17 protein-coding genes are annotated in these 19,329 nt (G+C 69.1%); 5 read left to right on the top strand and 12 right to left on the bottom strand.

Translation table 11 applies throughout. From position 1 onward, the window contains the following. Window positions 1–1,905 (top strand): asparagine synthase (glutamine-hydrolyzing), encoded by a 1,905-nt coding sequence (gene asnB, locus KF684_01530; GenBank protein ID MBX3351588.1) that lies wholly within the window; start codon window positions 1–3, stop codon window positions 1,903–1,905. Window positions 1,906–1,974: 69 nt separating this feature from the next. After that, on the top strand, window positions 1,975–2,790 hold the full coding sequence (locus KF684_01525) for a hypothetical protein (GenBank protein ID MBX3351587.1): 816 nt from the start codon (window positions 1,975–1,977) through the stop codon (window positions 2,788–2,790). Here KF684_01525 and KF684_01520 read toward each other — a convergent pair whose 3' ends face one another. Then, the gene (locus tag KF684_01520; protein MBX3351586.1) at window positions 2,791–3,615 is read right to left on the bottom strand and encodes an ABC transporter ATP-binding protein; all 825 of its coding nucleotides are present in this window, start codon (window positions 3,613–3,615) and stop codon (window positions 2,791–2,793) included. Then, window positions 3,594–4,799, bottom strand: coding sequence for an aminomethyltransferase family protein (locus KF684_01515; protein MBX3351585.1), 1,206 nt, complete (start codon window positions 4,797–4,799; stop codon window positions 3,594–3,596). Before KF684_01515 ends, KF684_01520 begins: the two co-directional genes overlap by 22 nt. A gap of 106 nt (window positions 4,800–4,905) precedes the next feature. Between KF684_01515 and KF684_01510 the strand changes: the two genes are divergently transcribed. Next, complete coding sequence (locus KF684_01510) at window positions 4,906–5,988, top strand: M42 family metallopeptidase (GenBank protein MBX3351584.1); 1,083 nt, start codon at window positions 4,906–4,908, stop codon at window positions 5,986–5,988. Between the two features lie 172 nt (window positions 5,989–6,160). Here KF684_01510 and tsf read toward each other — a convergent pair whose 3' ends face one another. The 3 genes from tsf to KF684_01495 form a co-directional block, all read right to left on the bottom strand. Further along, on the bottom strand, window positions 6,161–6,976 hold the full coding sequence (tsf, locus tag KF684_01505) for a translation elongation factor Ts (GenBank protein MBX3351583.1): 816 nt from the start codon (window positions 6,974–6,976) through the stop codon (window positions 6,161–6,163). 133 nt (window positions 6,977–7,109) lie between these two features. After that, window positions 7,110–7,964: a 30S ribosomal protein S2 gene (rpsB, locus tag KF684_01500; protein MBX3351582.1), complete on the bottom strand. Its 855-nt coding sequence runs from the start codon at window positions 7,962–7,964 to the stop codon at window positions 7,110–7,112. 371 nt (window positions 7,965–8,335) lie between these two features. After that, complete coding sequence (locus KF684_01495) at window positions 8,336–8,632, bottom strand: hypothetical protein (GenBank protein ID MBX3351581.1); 297 nt, start codon at window positions 8,630–8,632, stop codon at window positions 8,336–8,338. Window positions 8,633–8,851: 219 nt separating this feature from the next. Between KF684_01495 and KF684_01490 the strand changes: the two genes are divergently transcribed. After that, entirely contained in the window at window positions 8,852–9,424 is a 573-nt protein-coding gene (locus KF684_01490) for an NADH-quinone oxidoreductase subunit C (GenBank protein ID MBX3351580.1), read from the top strand. Window positions 9,425–9,433: 9 nt separating this feature from the next. Here the strand turns inward: KF684_01490 and KF684_01485 are convergent, their stop codons facing one another. From KF684_01485 to miaA, 7 genes are all read right to left on the bottom strand, one after another. After that, window positions 9,434–10,597 carry a cysteine desulfurase gene (locus KF684_01485; protein MBX3351579.1) on the bottom strand — a complete coding sequence of 388 codons (1,164 nt, stop codon included), beginning with the start codon at window positions 10,595–10,597 and terminating at the stop codon, window positions 9,434–9,436. 108 nt (window positions 10,598–10,705) lie between these two features. Beyond that, window positions 10,706–11,323 carry a TetR/AcrR family transcriptional regulator gene (locus tag KF684_01480; protein ID MBX3351578.1) on the bottom strand — a complete coding sequence of 206 codons (618 nt, stop codon included), beginning with the start codon at window positions 11,321–11,323 and terminating at the stop codon, window positions 10,706–10,708. 29 nt (window positions 11,324–11,352) lie between these two features. After that, the gene (gene yidD / locus KF684_01475; GenBank protein ID MBX3351577.1) at window positions 11,353–11,595 is read right to left on the bottom strand and encodes a membrane protein insertion efficiency factor YidD; all 243 of its coding nucleotides are present in this window, start codon (window positions 11,593–11,595) and stop codon (window positions 11,353–11,355) included. Between the two features lie 113 nt (window positions 11,596–11,708). After that, window positions 11,709–12,128, bottom strand: coding sequence for a ribonuclease P protein component (rnpA, locus tag KF684_01470; protein MBX3351576.1), 420 nt, complete (start codon window positions 12,126–12,128; stop codon window positions 11,709–11,711). Between the two features lie 2 nt (window positions 12,129–12,130). Next, the gene (locus KF684_01465) at window positions 12,131–14,002 is read right to left on the bottom strand and encodes a chloride channel protein (protein ID MBX3351575.1); all 1,872 of its coding nucleotides are present in this window, start codon (window positions 14,000–14,002) and stop codon (window positions 12,131–12,133) included. 6 nt (window positions 14,003–14,008) lie between these two features. After that, window positions 14,009–16,840 (bottom strand): topoisomerase DNA-binding C4 zinc finger domain-containing protein, encoded by a 2,832-nt coding sequence (locus tag KF684_01460; protein MBX3351574.1) that lies wholly within the window; start codon window positions 16,838–16,840, stop codon window positions 14,009–14,011. 170 nt (window positions 16,841–17,010) lie between these two features. After that, window positions 17,011–17,985 (bottom strand): tRNA (adenosine(37)-N6)-dimethylallyltransferase MiaA, encoded by a 975-nt coding sequence (miaA, locus tag KF684_01455; GenBank protein ID MBX3351573.1) that lies wholly within the window; start codon window positions 17,983–17,985, stop codon window positions 17,011–17,013. Window positions 17,986–18,075: 90 nt separating this feature from the next. Here miaA and KF684_01450 point away from each other — a divergent pair, with 90 nt between their 5' ends. Beyond that, on the top strand, window positions 18,076–19,290 hold the full coding sequence (locus tag KF684_01450; GenBank protein MBX3351572.1) for a phosphoglycerate kinase: 1,215 nt from the start codon (window positions 18,076–18,078) through the stop codon (window positions 19,288–19,290). The last annotated feature ends 39 nt before the right edge of the window (window positions 19,291–19,329 follow it).

The raw sequence follows: 19,329 nt of genomic DNA, 5'->3' as shown, positions 1-19,329 counted from the left end.
ATGTGCGGCATCTTCGGCGTCATCGCGAGCAACGGTCGGACTCCATCCATCACGGTCGAGCAGGCGACGCGCCTGCGCGACCTGCTCACGCACCGCGGGCCCGACGGCGCGGGCGTCTGGTCGCGCGAGAACGCGATCCTCGCGCACCGGCGCCTCGCGGTGATCGACCCGACCCCGGCCGGCGCGCAGCCCTTCGTCGCCGACGATCAGTCCTGCGCGCTGGTCTACAACGGCGAGCTGTACAACGACGCGTCGCTGCGCCGCGCGCTCGTCGCGGGCGGGCATCGGTTCCGCACCGCCTGCGACACCGAGACAGTCTTCAACGCGCTGCGAGAGTGGGGGCAGAAGGCGCTCCCCAAGCTGCGCGGCATGTTCGCCATCGCGTTCTACGACGCGAAGACGAAGACGCTCCTGCTCGCGCGCGACGCGATGGGCGTCAAGCCGCTGTACTTCACGGTGGACGATCGAGAGGTCGCCTTCGCCAGCGAGCCGGAGCCCCTGCTGCGCATGCCGGGGTTCACCGCCCGCCCCAACATGGCGATGGTCAGCGCCTACTTGACGACGATCCGCACCACGCTCGGAAATGAAACGCTCTTTCAGGACTTGCTCTGCCTCGCGCCGGGCCAGGCGGCGGTGTGCGACCTCTCGGGCGATTCACCCGTCGTGCGCGTGGTCGACTGGTGGCAGGGCGTGCGCAGCGGGTCGTCTGGCACGGACGCCGAGGCGCCCGCGAAGACGCGCGAGGTGATCGAGGATTCGGTCCTGGCGCACCTGCGCTCGGATGTGCCGATGTGCTGCCTGCTCTCGGGCGGGCTCGACAGCACGATCACGACCCTCATCGCGTCCGGCGCGCACGAGCGCCTCCGAACCTATTGCGCGGGCGCGAGGATCGAACGCAGCGCGAGCGAGGCCGAGGCGATGTTCACGGGCGACGACCTCGACCACGCGCGCGAAGCGGCGGCGTTCCTGGGCGTCGATCACTCCGAAGCCATCGTGACGCGTGATCTGTTCCGCGAGCGCTGGCCCGACATGGTGCGTCGCATGGGCGTCCCGCTCAGCACGCCCAACGAGGTCGCGATCCTGGCCGTCGCCGAGCGCCTGCGCGCCGACGGGTGCGTGGTCACCGTCTCGGGCGAGGGCGCCGACGAGCTGTTCGCCGGGTACGACGCGCCGATGCGCGCCGCGGCCGAGTTCGTCGCGCTGAAGGCGGCCGGGGGCACGACCAGCGCGGGCGGGCGCTTCGAGTACGAGGCCAACGCGTGGGCGCCGCCTTCGATGAAACCGCTGCTGCTCACGCCCGACGCGTGGCAGGCGTGCGACCACGACCGCTTCGCCGCCGAGTTCTACGAGCGGGAATTCTCTCGCTGCGCCCTCGAGGCCACGGGCGATGCATCGGCGTCGTCGCTCGACGCGCACCTGCGATTCCATCGGCGCGTCAACCTCGCCGGACTCCTCCAGCGTCTCGACAGCGCCACGATGCTCGCGTCGGTCGAGGGGCGCACGCCGTTCGCCGACTCGTTCGTCGCCAGGGTCGCCGAGGGGCTTCCGATGTCCGCGAAGTTCAGCATGACGCCGGGAGTCACCGGCGGGGGCGGCGCGCACGAGCGGGCGCACGGCGGGGTCGCGGTTGACGCGCCGCCGGTCCTGCGGACGAAGATCGCGCTGCGCGAGGCCTTCCGAGACCGCCTCCCGGCGCGCATCGCGGACCGGCCCAAAGCCAGTTTCCCGCTGCCGTTCCAGGCGTGGGTCGAGGACCAGGCCGGCGCGCTGCGCCGGTCAGAGTTCTCGAAAGCGGTGTTCAGCGAGTCGGTCGTCGAGGTCGTCGCGAGCGATCCGACGCGGAACTGGCGCCTGGCGTGGCCCATGATCAACATCGCGATGTGGGGCGAGCGCTGGTGGGGGTGAGTGCCCTCACCCACGGGTGAAGGGGGTCGCGCTCAGCCCGTTCGCCCTCCAAGCCGATACGCTCTGTACATGCCCAAGGACGACCCGAACGACCCCGTGCTGCTCGCGCGATGCGCCAACGAGTTCGAAGCCGAGCTCAAAGCGTCCGTCGTGCGGGCCGCGGGGATCGAGGTCCGCACGGTGACCACGGCGGCGAGCACACTCTGGCACATCGGCCCGGCGCTCGGGTACCCGTACGATGTCTTTGTGAAGCGGGGGGACCTCGAGCGTGCGAAGGCGGCCCTCGACGAAGCGGCCGCTTCCGGGCGTGCCGCGGATTGGCGTGAGGTCGCGGCCCAGGCCGATGTCGGCGATCCGGTCGGGAGCAGCGACGACGACGACGATGGGGTCTTCACTCGCCGGCGCGGGCTTCCTGCTCCGATCGCCTTCGCGATGGGCGCTGTCGGGGGGCTGCTGACATCGCCGGTCCCCGTGGTGATCGCGTCGCTGATCGGCGCGCCGATGGGGCGCCCCGAGATGACGGTCATGGTGTCGCTGTGGGTCTTCTCGTGGTCGTTCCTGGCGTACAACATCCGGGAGCGGCTCCCCGCGCCCGTCGATGTCGCCGAGGCGCCGGAGCGAGGGCGAGAGCGACGGGGCCACTTCCGGGATTCACGGCTCGCGCTGGCGGGGTGGTTCCTGCTGGGCGCAGCGTTCTTCGGGCCCGTCACCGCGTTTCTGCCGGCGCTGGCGCTGATGCCCCTGACGTCGCGGGTGCGCCCGGCGTTCCCGGCGATCGACGCGTACATGCTGGCCGCGTGGTCGGTGGGGATCGGCGTGTTCGTGGCGCGTCAGGCGTGGCGTGCGCAGCGGAAGCGCCGGGTCGCGCTCGGGCTCGCGCGATGATCACGCGGCGTTGGCGTCGGGCGCCGCCGCGAGCAGCGACCGCGTGTACTCGTGCGACGCGTCGTTGAGGATGCGGTCGCGCCGGCCCTCCTCGACGATCTTGCCCCGCAGCATCACCGCGATGCGATCGCACATGTGCGCGATCACCGCCATGTCGTGGCTGATGAACAAGTACGACAACCCGAAGTCGCGCTGCAGGTCCTTCAGCAGGTTCAGGATCTGCGCCTGCACCGAGACATCGAGCGCGCTGGTCGGCTCGTCGAGGACCATGAACTTCGGGCGCAGCGCCAGAGCGCGAGCGATGACGATGCGCTGGCGCTGGCCCCCGGAGAACTCGTGGGGATATCGGTCGGCGCTCGACGCCGGCATGCCGCAGCGCTCGAGCAGGTCGGCGGACTTCGCGCGAAGCTCGCGCGTGGAGCGCGAAACCCCGTGGACCCGGAGGGGCTCGCTGACGATCTGCCAGACGCGCATGCGCGGGTTGAGCGCGCCGGCCGGGTCCTGGAAGACGATCTGCATGTCGCGCCGCAGCGCGTGCATCGCTGAGCGCCCCGCCGCGAGGACATCGCGCCCGTCGTAGCGCACGCTCCCCGAGGTCGCTTCGATCAGGCGCAGCACCGCGCGCCCGACCGTCGTCTTGCCCGAACCGGATTCGCCCACCAGCCCGAGCGTCTCGCCCGCGGCCAGATCGAACGACACGCCGTCGACGGCGCGGACACGGTCCGTGACGCGCTGCAGCACGCCGCTGCGCACCGGGAAGTGCACGCAGAGGTCCTTCACCGACAGCAGGGGAGCGATGTCGCTCACGCGCCGTCCCTCGACCAGAAACGCAGCCCCGGCTGCAGTCGCGCACGCACGCGCACGCCCTCCGCCGCGACCTCGAACGACGCCGCCGGGTTCTCGGCCCACTTGGTGCGCACCTGCGCGAACGCGACCGCCGTGCCGCCCAGCATCGGCGCGATCGTGCTGCTGGTAATCACGCCGACCGTCTCGGCGCTGTCCTCGGTCACCGCCATGACATGGCCGCCGGACAGGGGTTGCACAACCTCGCCCTCGGGCGAGGGCTCGAAGCGCAGCGCGACGAGGATCTGTTTCGGCTTGCCCAGCGCGTCCATCCTCGCGACGACCTCCTGACCCAGGTAACAGCCCTTCTTGAAGTGCACGCGATCGCGCAGCACGCCCGTCTCGCCGGGCAGGGATTCCTGTCCGAAGTCGATGTTGTACAGGGGAGTCCCCGCCTCGATGCGAGCGATGTTGAACGCGTGCCAGCCCGAAGGGCGCAGACGCACCTTCGCCGCCAGCGAGCCGTTCGAATCTGTTTGTCCGTTCTCGTCGTGGGGGCAGCCCGCTTCGATCAGGTGCGTCCAGACGCGCTCCGCGTGCTCGGTGGGAACCCAGAGGTGCAGGCCCGTCTCGCCGCAGTCGTCCTGGCGGTCGACGAGCAGATCAACGCCGGCGATCGTGACCGACGCCGCGGCCCCGGGCGTGAAGTCCGTCAGGGGCGCCCCGGCCTTGTGCGTCGCGACCGCGCCGAGCAGGTCGAGCGCCGTCGGCCCGTGGATCGAGAAGCGCTGCCACCGGTCGCTCGCGTCGGCGATCTGCACATCGTCGGCGATCACGAACGCGTCGAGTGTGGTTGCCGCCCGGGAAGCCGCCAGGAAGTCGACATCGAGCAGCACGCGGTCCCCGAGAACGAGCACGCGAAGGTCGGCGTCGATGCGTCCCTTCCGGTTCAGCCAGAACGAGCGGGCGACGCGGTGGGGGGGCAGGTCCTTGACCTCCTGGGTGATCATCCGGTTGAGGAAGGCGATCCGGTCGGAGCCGCGGACCTCGACCGTGCCCCGGTTGGTCATGTCGAACAGCGCGCAGCCCTTGCGAAGGGACGCGTACTCCGACGCGATCTCGCCGAAGGTCTCGACCATCTCGACCCCCTCGTCCGGAGGGCCCCAGGTGAGGAAGGAGGCCTCGGCCTCGGCGTGCTTGTTGCGAAACGGGCTGGAACGGGCCATGATCTGCGGATTCCTTCCCTCGCCGCACCGGTCCGTCGCGGCGTCGCGCAAGTCTACGCGCGATGGGTCGTCTCTCGCCCCCCGTTCTGTCCCGGAGTCTCTCCCTATGGCGTCCTCGCTCAACACCGACCTCCTCAAGCGTCTCTGCGAAACCCCCGGCGTCCCCGGGCGCGAGCACCGCGTGCGCGACCTGATCAAGAAAGAGGTCAAGGGCCTGTTCGACGAGATCCGCGAGGACCCGATGGGCAACCTGCTCTGCCGTCGCGACCCGCGCTCGGGCAAGACCAAAGGGAAATCGTCGAAGGGCGAGGCGACGCGCGTGATGATCCCCTGCCACATGGACGAGATCGGCTTCCTCGTGCGCTACATCGACGACAAGGGCTTCGTGCGCGTCAACCCCGTCGGGGGTTTCGACACGCGCAACCTCTTCGCGCGCCGCGTGCACATCCACACCGACAAGGGCGAACTCATGGGCGTGATGAACCCCGGCGGGCGCCCCATCCACATCGCCAGCGAGGAAGACAAGAAGAAGATCCCCGACACCAAGGAGTTCTTCATCGACACCGGCCTTGAGGGCGACGAGGTGAAGAAGCGCGTGAAGATCGGCGACATGGTGACGCTCGAAGAGCCCTTCAAGATCATGGGCAACAAAGCGGTCAGCAAGGCCCTCGACAACCGCGTCGCGTGCTGGCTGGGCATCGAGTCGGTCCGCGCCCTCGACACCAACGCCAAGGGACACGCGTGCGAGGTGCATGTCGCGTTCACCGTGCAGGAGGAGGTCGGCCTCCGCGGCGCCAAGACCGCCGCCGCCGCCATCAGGCCCCACCTGGGCATCGGCATCGATGTCACCCTCTCGTGCGACACGCCCGGCGTGCCCGAGGACGAAGCGGTCACGAAGCAGGGCGAGGGCGCCGGCCTGCATGTGATGGACTCGAGTTTCATCAGCGACATCGGGCTCATCAACGAACTCGAGGCGTGCGCGAAGAAGCACAAGATCAAGACCCAGCGAACAATCCTCGCGCGCGGCGGGCAGGACGGCGCCGCCGCCCAGCAGATCGGCGAGGGCTGCCGCGCCGCGGGGCTCGTGGTGGGCACGCGCTACATCCACACCGTGACCGAGATGGTCGACCTTCGCGACCTCGAAGCCGCGCGCGACCTCCTCGCGGCGTGGATGGCGGAAGTGGCTTGAAGAAGGGAGCGGGGAGTGGGGAATAGGCAGCGGGGGAGAGCGGTCCTCCGATCTTCTCCCGGCCCCCTCTCCCATCGCTGCGCGACAGGCGAGCGGGCCGGAGAGAGAGGCGAAAAAGAACAGCCCCGATCGGAACGATCGGGGCTGTGGGTGAAACAGGTTCTGTCACAGATCAGGCGGTCTGCTCGCCGACGCGCCAGCGCAGGAACGCGGTGACCTTGCCGCCCGAGGGGACGAGTTGCTTGATCTTCTTCTCGGGGTCCTTGATGAAGGGCTGCTCGAGCAGCGCGACGTCCTCGAAGAACTTGCGGAGTTTGCCCTCGACCATCTTCTCGGCGATCTCGCGGTTCTTGCCGCTTTCCATCGCCTGCTCGATCGCGAGGCGCTTCTCGCGCTCGATGACGGCGGCGGGGATCTCGTCGGGGCTCACACCCTCGGGCTTGATGGGCGACGCCGCGACGTGCATCGCGATGTCCTTGAGCAGCGCCTCGGGCACATTCTCGCCCTGGACGAGCACGCCGAGTTTGCCGTCGTGGTGGACATAGACGCCGTAGACCGTGCCGGCGCCGCCCTGGAGGGTGTGGGCGCGGGCGAACGACACGTTCTCACCCGTGCTGATGCGCAGGTTGTCGATGAGCTTGGTGGCTTCGGGGGTGACGCTCACCTCGCCCGGGCCCTTGCCGGCGGCCTCGGCGGCGATGGTGTCGGCGGCCTTCAGGAAGTTCTCGTTGCGCGCCGTGAAGTCGGTCTCGGCGCGGAGCTCGAGGATCGCGGCGTTCCCGCCCTTGACGGCGATCGCGATGCGACCCTCGCCGGCGGCGCGGTCCATGCGCGTGTCCATCTTGCCCTTGAGCTTCTTGCGGAGCCACTCCTCGGCGGCCGTGCGGTCGCCGTTGTTCTCCATCAGGGCCTTCTTGCAGTCCATCATGGGCAGCCCGGTGCTGTTGCGGAGCTGCATCACATCTTTCGCGTTGATCTCAACCGTCACTGGCGTTCTCCGGGGAAGGCAATCGGCAATGGGCAATGGGCAATGGGGGGGACAGGGTCGGGGCTGTGACACCGGGCAGAGGCCTGGGCGACTTCACCCATTGCCGACTGCCCATTGCCGATTGCCCTCTCCCTCACTCCCTCGCGGCGACCGGGCGGGCGGCGTCGGCGGGCTCGCCCTCGGGGGCGGGGGCGCCCGCGTCGTCGGCGCGATACTGCGAGCGGCGCGAGCGTCGGCGCGCGTCGTCGCCGCCGCGGGCCTCGCCCTCGGGGCGGCCTTCGGCGTCGCGCTCGCCGGCGAGCTGGCGCTGCTGCTTGCCCTCGGAGATCGCGGCGCAAAGTTCACGCAGGATCACGTCGATGGCGCGCATCGAGTCGTCGTTGCCGGGGATGGCGATGTCGGCCAGGTCCGGGTCGCCGTCGGTGTCGATGAGACAGATGGTCGGGATGCCGAGCTTGCGGGCCTCGCGCAGGGCGTTGAGCTCGCGCTTGGTGTCGATGACGACCATGGCGCCGGGCAGCTTGTGCATGTGGCGCAGGCCGTCGAGGTTGCGCTTGATCTTGTTCATCTCGCGACGGAGCTGGCTCTCCATCTTCTTCGAGTACGAGCGGAAGTTGTCCTTCGCCTCGATGGCCTCGAGCTCTTCGAGGCGCTTGAGGCGCGAGCGGATGGTGCGGAAGTTGGTCAGCGTGCCGCCCAGCCAGCGCTCGGTGACGAAGTGCATGCCGGCGGCGGGGACGCGCTGCTCGATGACTTCCTTCGCCTGGCGCTTGGTGCCGACGAAGCACACGTCCTTGCCCTCGGCGACGGTCTTCGCGAGGAAGCGCTTCGCGAGAAGGAGACCCTTCACGGTCTCCCGGATGTCGATCACGTGGATCGACTGGCGCTTCCCGTAGATGAACTGGCCCATCTTCGGGTTCCAGCTGCTGGTGCGCTGGCCGAAGTGAATGCCGGATTCGATCAGGTCTTGAACAAGCGACTCGGACATGGCTCGTGCCTTTCGTACAGCGGGGCCTGCGACAGCGCGGATCGGCTCGCGTGGCGCGGACGAGAGGGGAGGCGGCAGCGCTTCCCATCGCCGGCGCGCGGTTCCCCGAGTCATCTCGGGATCGCGTCGTCGCGTGTGGCTCGCTTCGGTGTTCGACGCGCGAGGGAATCCCGCGTCGTCGGTTCTTCTTGAGTTCCCACCTCTGGACGCTTCACGCATGCGCCAGATGGCCCGCGGCGCCGATCACGCCGCGATGCCCATAGTAGGCCCGGAGACCCTCCAAAGGGCAATCCGGTCCGACGCTTCCCCGTGATTTCATGCAGTTTGCCCCCTGCGTGAGCCCCGATCCGACCCCGGCTCGGCCGGGCGTCTCAGTCACGCGCCTGGCGCAACACCATCGCCGGGGTGTCCCCCGGGCGGACCCAGCGAGACCCGGGCCCGCGCGGCAGGCGGGCGTTCGTCAGGTGGTTCAGGTACAGCTCCAGCGACGCCCGATCGAAGGTCGCGAGGTACCCCATGCTCACGCTGGGGTTGAATGCCCGGATCTCGTCGCACAGGATCGCCGACGCGGCGTCGATGCCCTCCCTGGGGACCTCGGTGGCAGGCGAGGTCTCGAAGGGGCTGTCGGGGGTGCGTCGGGTGCGGAAGAGGCCGAGCATGGTGGGCATGCAGCAACCATCGGCGCGGGCGTTTCCTGCGCATGAGTGTGTAAGTGATGCGGACCTAGAGACTTGCGCGAGCGTTCCCGATCACTACCCCTCGGGGATGAGGTGTGTCGGATCCACCAGATGGTGTGGATGGTGATCCCGGGAGGGGCGCGCAGAGGGGCGCATTCTTCGCTGGAGCGGCTCTGCGAAATCCGCGCCGGGTCTCTACACTCCCGACCCATGGCTCAGACCACCCCCCAGGCGCGTCCCTCGCTCGACCATCCCGCCTTCGCGCTCGTGAAGCAGGCCTTTCCGGGCTCGACGCTGCGCGGGACCGAGTTCCGAGGGCAGAGCACGCTCGTCGTGGAGCCGCGCGACCTGCACGCGGTGATGAAGTTCCTGCGCGACGACCCGCGCTGCGCGTTCAACTTCCTCTCCGATGTCGTGGGCGTCGATTACCTGAACTACCCCACCGAGCAGCCCGGGCGCTTCGCCGTCGTGTACAACCTGTGCGCGTACGAGCGCGCCGATCGCTTCTTCGTCAAGGTGTTCCTCAACCCGTCGATCCCCACCGAAGGCATCGCGGAAGACCCGGCGCTCGTCGTCGACAGTGTCTGCGATCTGTGGCCCGGCGCCGAGTGGACCGAGCGCGAGGTGTTCGACATGTTCGGCATCCGCTTCCGCAATCACCCGGACCTGCGCCGCATCCTTACCTGGAAGGACTTCCCCGCCCACCCGCTGCGCAAGGACTACCCCCTGCGCGGTCGAGGCGAGCGCGAGAACTATCCGGTGATCGATCGCACCGACGCGTGATCGCGCCGTTCAGGCGTGCACATACCCCAGTCGCGCGGCGCACTGCGCGACGACCTCGACCGCTTCGTCGAGTTCGGCGGTGGTCGTCTCGCGGCAGATCGAGAACCTGATCGACTGGTGCACGCGGCAGTCTTCGAGGCCCATCGCCGCGAGGACGCTGCTGGACTCCATGCTGCCCGACGAGCAGGCCGAGCCGGCCGAGGCGCACACGCCGCGCTCCGAGAGCAGCAGGATCATGAGCTCGCTGTCGGCGCCCGGCGCGCACGGGAAGGCGATGTTGCTGGTGGACCACAGGCGCTGCGCCGGGTCGGCTGGGCCGTTGATCTTCGCGCCGGGGACGCGCTCGAGGACCGCGCGCTCGAAGCGTTCGCGAAGTCGCACGACGCCGGCGAGGTTGGCGGGCTCGGCGAGCCATTCGCCGGCGAGCTTGGCGGCTTCGCCGAAGCCGACGATGCCCGGGACATTCTCGGTGCCGCCACGGCGCGAGAGCTCCTGCGCGCCGTGGAGGACGCAGGCGATGCGCACGCCCTTGCGCGCGTAGAGCGCGCCGACCCCCTTGGGCCCGTGCATCTTGTGCGCGGCGCAGGTGAGCAGGTCGATGTTCGTGCCGGCGACATCGGTGGGCATCTTGCCGACCCACTGCGTGCCGTCGCAGTGGAACACCGCGCCGTGCTCGTGGGCCAGTTCGCCGAGTTCGTCGACGGGCTGGATCGCGCCGGTCTCGTTGTTGGCCCACTGGACGCTGACGAGCGCGACGGAGTCGTCGATGAGCGCGCGGGCGGCGTCGAGGTTGACGACGCCGGAGTGATCGACCGGGAGCCAGCGGATGTCCGCCTCGCCGCGGGCTTCGAGCGTCTTGACGAGTTTCTTGATCGCGCTGTGCTCGATGGGGGAGGTGACGATGGCGCGGCGCGAGCGCGGGGCGGCGTAGAGCGCGCCGCGGATCGCCATATCGATGGACTCGGTGCCCCCCGAGGTGAAGACGACTTCCATCGGCTTGGCGCCGATGAGGTCGGCGACGGCGCGCCGTGCGAGTTCGACCTTCTGGCGCGCCGCCTGCCCTGCGCGATGGACGGACGAGGGGTTGTGCCAGCACACGGTGAGCGCGTCGTGCATCGCACGCACGACGGGGTCGAGCGGGCGGGTCGTCGCGTTGTTGTCGAGGTAAATCATCGGGGGGAGGGCAAGAGGCACGGGGCAAGAGGCAGACGGGAAGAGGAGAGCGGGTCCGAGGCACGGGCCTCATGCCATGTGCCTCGTGCCTCTTGCCTTCCGCCAAGTTTACTCGCCCTGCTCCATTCTGCGAACCCCGACGAGCATGATCCGCGAGATGACATCGCGGACGTGGGCGCCCGACTCGTCACGGGCGTGCATGGGCACGCCGAGCGGGGCGAGGATCCCATAACCAAGCCCGAGGTGGAGCAGCATCCAGCCGGTGATCTCGGGCGAGAACGCGCGGCTGACCACGCCCTCGTCCTGGGCCTTGGCGACCTCGCTGGCGAGGAAGCGGTGGAGGGCCTCGATATGGCGCACGATGGCGGCCTTGATCTCGGGGTCCTCGATCTCGGTCATCGCCTGCACGATGACGCGATACACGCCCCGGCCCTTTTCGGAGACCATCGGGTTGGCGCCGATGAGTCGCTTGAGGCGCTCTGCCGGGTCGGCTGCGCTCGAGAGTTCACGGTCCCACTGGTCGATGGTGCGTTGGCCGGTGCGGTCGATCAGAGCGACGAAGAGATCGCGTTTGGACTCGAAATGCCGGTAGATAATGGGCTCGGTGACGCCGGCGGCCTTCGCGAGCTCCGCGGTCGTCGCGCCGGCATAGCCGCGCTCCGCGAAGAGCGTCGCGGCGGTGTCGAGCAACTGCTCTTTGCGTTGTGCTGCTGGGAGTCTGCTCATCGGCTTCGCTGAGGTAAGTCTATGCAAACTTACGCATCGGCGTCTTCTGTGGTTCCCTTTGGCGGCGCGCTGGGCCGATCGCCGCAAGCCGCGGGCCCCGGCCCGGGCTGGTGGTCGGCAGGGGGGACCGGGTCGTAGCCGGAGCTGCCGAAGGGGTGGCACTTCGCGAGGCGCCTGGCCGCCAGCCACGAGCCCCGGAACGCCCCGTGGGAGTGCAGGGCCTCCGCCGCGTAACGGCTGCACGAGGGGTGGAAGCGGCAGTGCCCGCCCATCAGGGGCGACAGCAGCACCTGGTACACGCGCACCAGCCCGAGCAGAGGGAGCGCGAGCAGGCGCCCAAGAGCGCCGGGGCGACCGGGACGCGACTCGTCCGGCGGCGACGCGTTCACGACGCCGACGACCCGCGTCGCTTCCACTCTCGGTCGATGCTCTTCCAGCAGTCACGAACCGCGTCGATGTACCGCTCCAGCGGCAGCGGCCGGTGGGGGCGCACCGAGATCACCAGGTCATACCCCGGGGGCATCTCGACGCGCAGCAGCCGGAAAGACTCCCGGAGCATCCGCTTCATGCGGCTGCGCCGGACAGCGTTGCCCAATCTTTTGCCGACCGAGATCCCTAGGCGGGCGTGGGGCAGGTCGTTGGGCACGCCGTAGACCGCGAGCGGGCCGTTCACGCGCCGGACGCCCTTGTCGTAGACGGACTGGAACTCGCGGTTCTGCGAGAGCCGATGGCGCCTCCGGAAGACGAAGACCCGCGAGGTGTCGTCCGTCGTCGGGGGGTGCTCGTGGTGAGTTTCGTTGTCCACCGTCAGGCCGTCTCCGCGAGTGCGCGCTGGTAGCGTGACATGAGGTTCGATCGTGTCAAGACCCCCTCGACCTTCCTGGAACCGTCTGCGCTGAGCACCGCCAGCGACGCGGCGTCGTGGGTCGAGAACTTCGCCATGACCGAGTCGAGCGGCTCGTCGGGGTGGACCGTCGGGAGGTCGGTGCGCATGACCTCGGAGACCACGAGCAGCGGCAGCGCCTCGCGCTCGATGAGGGCCGTGCGAAGGTCCTGGCCCGTCACGACGCCGGCGTAGTGCCCCGCCTTGTCTACGACGACGAAATCCTCGAGCCGGTAGCGCTCGGCGAGCGTGATGAGCGCGCTCAGCGGATCGTCGGGGTTCACCGCGACGCCGGGCACGATGTCTGCGTCGCTGGCGATGAGCTTTCGCAGGATCGTCCAGTCACCGGCCGAGCCGAGGCGCACGCCCTTCCTGCGCAGCTTGAGGGAATAGATGGAGTCTCGCGCGAGCAGTTGCGCGACGACCGTGCTCACCACCGCCGCCAGCATGATGGGAAGAAGGACGTACACATCGCGCGTGATCTCGAAGAGCATCAGCATCGCGGTGAGCGGCGCGTGGGTGGTCCCCGCGACGACGGCTGCCATGCCGACGAGCGCGTACGCCGCGGGCGAGCCGCCCTCGGGGAGGAGGCCAAGGTGATCGAGTCCCACGCCGAACGCGGCGCCGGCGGCGGCGCCGATGAAGAGCGAGGGGGCGAACACCCCGCCCGATCCACCAGAGCCGAGGGTAAGACTCGTCGCGACGATCTTGCACGCGCACAGCAGGAGCAGCGCCCACATCGCGACCGGGATCGCGCCGGCGAATCCGGCGTCGCCGAGGCCGTGGATGCCCCGGTTCGCGCTCGGCCCGCTGGCGTGGTTCGTGGCGCTCGTGTACGAGACCGGGTCGAGGAGCGCGCGGATCGAGTCGTACCCATTGCCGAAGAAGGCCGGGATCGGCTCGTCGCCGTGCAGCCCGGGGGTGACCATGAACGCGACGCCCAGCGCGCCCAGAAGCAGCGCGCCCAGGACCGGCTTCAGCAGCGGGTGCAGGCGCATTTTCTCGAACAAGTCCTCGGACTTGTAGAGCGTCTTCGCGAACGCCACGGCGACCGCCCCGCAGACCAGCCCGAGCACGACATAACTCGGCAGCTCGCTCAGCGTGAAGACATAGCGCTGCAGCTCGTCGCCGGCGGCGAAGATCGCCTCGTTCTGCCCGAGCACCGCCTGCGTGACCGCCGCGGAGAACACGCTCGCGACCACGATGGGGGTGAATGTCTTGAGCGAGAAGTCGCGCAGAAGGATCTCGAGCACGAAGAACACGCCCGCGATTGGCGCGTTGAACACGCTCGCGATCCCCGCCGCGGCGCCGCACCCAAGCAGTGTCGTCGCCTGCTCGCGGCTGATCTTCAGGAGCTGCGCGAGGCCCGAGCCCAGCGCGGCTCCGATCTGGACGATCGGCCCCTCGGCGCCGGCCGATCCGCCCGAGCCGATCGTGCACGCGCTCGCGAGCGACTTCACGACCGCGAGGCGTGGCCTGACCTTGCCCTGGCGACGGATGACGGCGTCCATGACCTCGGGGACGCCGTGGCCCTGGGCTTCGCGCGCGCCGTATCGCACCAGCAGCGCGGTGAGCAGTGCGCCGAGCATGGGGATGAGCGGGAGCAGGAGCAGCGGGAGCCCGACCTGCGCGTTTCGCGCGAGGCGCTCGAAGAGGTGGACCAGTTCGATGAAGCCGATCGCGCCCAGCGCCGTCACGACGCCTGCGCCGGCGCCCAGGATGATCATCGTCCAGTCCTGACCCAGACCGAGCCGGGCGAAGGCGGTCTGCACGCGATGCGCCAGCTCGCCGCCCATCGCCGCTCAGGCCGCCTGCTCGTTGGAGTCGTCGTCGGGCGAAGCGTCGCCGGTCGATGCGCTCGAGCGCCCGGCGGACCCGCCTCGCGTGCGCCCGCGTCCGCGCTTGGGCTCGGGTGAATCGTCGCCCGCGTCGAGCGGCTTGCCCTTGGCGTCGGTGAGGGGGTTTCCCTCCATGTCGCGGATGATCGGGATCGGGTGTTCCTTCTCGTGGGCAGCGAGTGCTTTCTCCCACTTCGCGCGCACCTCGTCGGGGAGTTCGGCCCACTTGCCGCGTCCGCGGCACTTGGGGAAATTCGAGCACGACAGCCAGGGCCCGCGCACGCCGTTGCGCAGCACGAGGGGCTTCTGGTCCTTCGGGCAGGGCAGGTCGGTCATCAGCGCCGGGGGCTGGGGCGCGAGGACATGGCCCTTCTTGTCGAGTTTCAGGATGCCGTCGCAGTCGGGGTATCGCGAGCAGCCCAGGAACGGGCCGAAGCGACCGGTGCGCTTGGTCATCGCGGCGCCGCACTTGTGGCACGCGATGTTCGCGGTCTCGATCTTCTGCGGCCTGCCCTCGCGATCGCACGGGCACGCGTAGTCGCACTCCGGATAGCGCGAGCACGACAGGAAGCGACCGTTCTTGCCGAAGCGGTACACGAGGTCGGCGCCGCATTTCTCGCAGCGGTATTCCTTTGGCGCCGGCTGCGTCTCCGCTTTCGCGTGGGTGAGGTGCTCGAGCGCCTCGCCGAGCTGCTTCTTGAAGGGCCCGTAAAAGCGGCGCAGGACCTCGACCCAGTCGAGCTTGTCGCTCTCGATCTTGTCGAGTTCGTCTTCCAGGTCGCGCGTGTAGCCGACCTGCATGATCTCGGGGAAGGCCTCGATCAGTTTGTCGGTGACCACCTCGCCCAGATCGGTCGCGTAGAAGCGACGATCGACCTGCTCGGCGTACTTGCGGTCCTGGATCACCTGGATGATCGACGCGTAGGTCGAAGGGCGCCCGATGCCCTCGCTCTCGAGCGTCTTGATCAGCGAAGCCTCGCTGTAGCGGGGCGGCGGCGAGGTGAACTTCTGCTGGGGCTCGACGCTGAAGGGCGCGAGGGGCTGCTTCTCGCGCAGCTCGGGAAGGACCTGCTCGTCGCTGGCGACCGGCACGCCCGAAACCTTATAAAACCCGTCGAACACGAGCGTGCGGCCCGTGGCCTTGAAGACGAGCGGGTTACGCGCGTCCTTCCCGCCCTCGATCAGCACGGTCGTCGAATCCCACTGAGCCGGCGTCATCTGGCAGGCGACGAACCGCTCCCAGATGATGCGGTAGACCTTGAGCATGTCCTCGCCGTTGCGGTGCTTGCGCAGGTCGGCGGCGACGCGGTCCGGGGAGTGGTCGAGGGAGGTCGGCCTGATGGCCTCGTGGGCTTCCTGCGCCGCTTTGTTCGAGGAGGAGAAGAAGTTGGGCTTCTCGGGCAGGTACTTGTCGCCGAAGGCCTTCTCGATGTACCCGCGCGCCATGTCGATCGCGTCGCGCGACAGGTGCGTCGAGTCGGTTCGCATGTACGTGATGAGGCCGACGGCGCCGACGCCGCGCAGCTCCACGCCCTCGTACAGGTTCTGGGCGGCGCGCATGGTGCGCTGTGCGCCGAAGCCCAGGCGCGAGGACGCCGCCTGCTGGAGCGTCGAGGTGATGAACGGCGCCGAGGGACGCGTGGTGGTGCGCTTCGTTTCGATCGAGCGGATCGAGTACGGTGTGCTGGTGTCGATGCGCCCGAAGACGGTGCGATGGAACCGCGCCGGGCCCTTGCCATCCTGGTTCTCGACCGTCTCGACGGACAGGTCGGTCAGCCCGGCGCGCTCGGCGATCTCACGCACGCGCGCCGTCAGATCGACCTTGCCCTCGGTCGCGCCCTTCAGACCCTCGGACGTGAGTTCGAACTTCTCGCCGCCGATCTCGACCAGCTCGGCGCTGAGAGCGCTGCGCGACGAGAGCCACGCGTTCTGCGCCTTGACGGTGGGGGGGTTGCCCTTGTCGTCGCACTCGGCGAGGAAGTCGGGCCACGCGACCGCGAGCTTCGCCGCGTCCTCGGGCCTGAGCGCGAACCTGGCGTCGATCTTCCAGTATTCCTCGGGGATGAACGCGCGGATCTCTCGCTCGCGATCGACGATCAGCCGGACCGCGACGCTCTGCACGCGACCGGCGGACAGCCCTCGCGCGACCTTCTTCCACAGCAGGGGCGAGACCTGGTACCCCACGATGCGGTCCAGCACGCGCCGGGCCTGCTGCGCGTCGACTTTGTTCTGATCGATCGAGCGGGGCGTCGAGAACGCGCGCTTGATCTCCGTCGCGGTGATCGCGTTGAAGACCACGCGCTTCGCCTGATCCGGCCGCACGCCCAGGATGTGCGCCAGGTGCCAGGCGATCGCCTCGCCCTCGCGGTCAAGGTCGGTCGCGAACCAGATGTCCGACGCGCCCTTCGCCGCACGCTTCAGCTCGCTGACGGTCTTGTTCTTCCCGGAAAGGACCTGGTAGGTCGGTTCGAAGTCGTGCTCGAGGTCGACGCCCGGGACCGGGGACTTGTCGCCCTTCACCGCTTTCTCGGGCAGGTCGCGCACGTGCCCGACCGACGCTTTCACGATGTAGCCCGACCCGAGGTAGCGGTTGATCGTCTTCGCCTTGGCGGGCGACTCCACGATGACCAGGTGCTTGCCGTGCGAGGACCCGGCGCCAGCGAGGTCGTCGCCCTCGTCCCCCTCGTCGACGGACTCGGCGCTCCGCTTGGGCGCGGCCTTGGACACCTTCTTCCGCGTCGACTTCTTGCGCGCGGCGGGGGATGATTTTCGAGATGCGTTCGGGTCTTTAGCCATATGGAGGGGGCGCCGGGGGCTGCATGTTTCGGCCGCCAACGCCGACGACCTAAGCGAACAGGCCCGGGAATGTCAAGACGCCCGGGCGCACAGGGACGCGCGTCGCCTCCCGGGGCCAGCCCGTGGGCACGGGAGAGTCAGTCGGTGTAAGGCCTTTGCTCACAAGGGGCTTATGTCGAAATCCCCCGCCCGTGCAGCAGCCCGGCAAGCGCCGAATCCGCCCGGGCGTCGTCGGGCAGGGTCGGCCCGTCCAGCCAGAGAGACCCCGGGATCGTGCGCAGCCGGCGGAGCCAGGTCCGCTGGTTCTTCGCGAACCGGCGGGTCTCGATCTTGGTCCGTTCGATCGCCTCGTCGATCTGCGACGCCGAGCCCCCGGCATCGAGGGCGGCGGCGATCTGCTTGTAGCCAAGCGCCTCGCGCGCTGTCGGGCCGAGGAGCCCACGCGATCGCAGCGAGCGGACCTCGTCGACGAATCCCAGCTCGACCATCCGCTTCACACGCGCGTTGATGCGCCGGTTGATCTGCTCCCCGGGCCATTCGAGCCCGATGAGCACCGCGTCGTCGCGCACCGAGTCCGCGTCCCATTGGCGCTGGAACGAAGAGATCGGCCGCCCCGTGAGCCGGTAGACCTCGAGGGCGCGCACGACGCGCTTCTCGTCGTTGCGATGGATCCGCCCCGCCGCAAGCGGATCGACGCGCCGCAGTTCGTCGTAGCGATCGTCGGGGGGCATCGCTGCCAGGGTCGCGCGCAGTGCCTGGTCGCTCGACGGCCCTTCGAAGAGCCCTTCAAGAAGGGCCTTGACGTAGAAATGCGTCCCGCCCACAACGACCGGGATGCAGCCCCGTGCGCGGATGTCGGCGATCGCGTCTTCGGCGAGCCGCAGCCATTCCTCCACGCTGAAGCGATCGGTCGGGTCGCGGATATCGAGGAGGTGATGCCGGACGCCGCGCATCTCGTCCACCGTGGCCTTGCCCGAGCCGATGTCGAGCCCGCGGTAGACCTGGATGGAGTCGGCGGAAACCACCTCGGCCGGGACCCCCAGCGCGTCGCGAAGGCGCAGCGCGAGGTCGACGCCCAGCGCCGACTTGCCGCCGGCGGTCGGGCCGACGATGACGGGCATCGGGATGGCGCGGGCCATGGTCACCGGCAACTCTAGCGTGGGGCCAAGAGCGCCCGGGCGTCGGCTAGGATGCGTCCAGACTCGCGAAGCACTCACAGCAGGAGGAGCCCATTCGTGGCGAAAGTGACGATCGATCAGCTCAATGTCCGCGGCAAGCGTGTCCTGATGCGCGTGGACTTCAATGTTCCCGTCTCGAACGGGCAGATCAGCGACGACCGGCGCATCCAGATGGCGCTGCCCTCGATCCGCAGCGTGGTCGAGCGTGGCGGGAGCGTGGTGCTGATGTCCCACCTGGGTCGCCCCAAGGGGGACGGGTACGAGGAGGAGTCCTCCCTGAAGGTCTGCGCCGAGCGGCTCTCGAGGCTGCTCGGGCGCCCGTGCGCGTTCCCCTCGACCGACTGCGTGGACTCTGCTGCCGCGAACGCGGCCGCGGCGCTCAAGCCGGGCGAGGTGATGCTGCTCGAGAACCTGCGCCACCACAAGGCCGAGACCAAGGGCGACCCTGATTTCGCCGAGAAGCTCTCCGCGATGGGCGACGTGTACTGCAACGACGCGTTCGGGGCGGCCCATCGCGCCCACGCGTCGATCGTCTCGGTCGCGAAGATCATGAAGGAGCAGGGCAAGCCGGCGGCGAGCGGGCTGCTGATGGCCAAGGAGATCCGCTACCTCTCCGACGCGATGCAGCACCCCCAGCGTCCCTTCGTGGCCGTGGTGGGCGGCGCCAAGGTCAGCGACAAGATCCCGGCCCTGCTGCGTCTGCTCGACCTGACCGACACGCTGCTGGTGGGCGGCGCGATGGCGTACACGCTCATGGCCGCGCTCGGCAAGAAGGTGGGCGACAGCCGCGTCGAGGAGGACCGCCTGGGCGACGCGAAGAAGATCCTCGACCACGCCGCCGTCGCGAAGTGCGACCTGCTCCTGCCGACCGATCACGTGTGCGCGACGCAGTTCGCCGAGCACGCCGATGAGGTGAAGGTCTTCGAGGGCACTATCCCCGAGGGCTGGATGGGCCTGGACATCGGCCCGGCGACGCAGGCCCGCTACGCAGGGATCATCGAGAAGGCGAAGACGGTCGTCTGGAACGGGCCGATGGGCGTCTTCGAGTGGCGCAAGTTCGCGATGGGCAGCGAGACGATCGCCGACGCGATGGCGAACGCGACCGAGCGGAACGGCGCGGTCACGATCGTCGGGGGGGGCGACAGCGCCGCCGCCGCCGAGAAGTTCGGCGTCGCGTCGCGGGTGTCGCACGTCTCGACGGGCGGCGGGGCGAGTCTCGAAATGCTCGAGGGGCGTGCGTTCGAGTCTGTGTCGGTGCTCACCGACGCGTGAAAGGCACGGACAACCGGTGATCGATCACGAAGGGCCCGC

Source organism: Phycisphaeraceae bacterium, assembly GCA_019636675.1.
Taxonomy (GTDB): Bacteria; Planctomycetota; Phycisphaerae; order Phycisphaerales; family UBA1924; genus JAHBXC01.
Note: the sequence above shows the minus strand (reverse complement) of the source record. Positions and strands in the feature narration are given on the sequence as shown.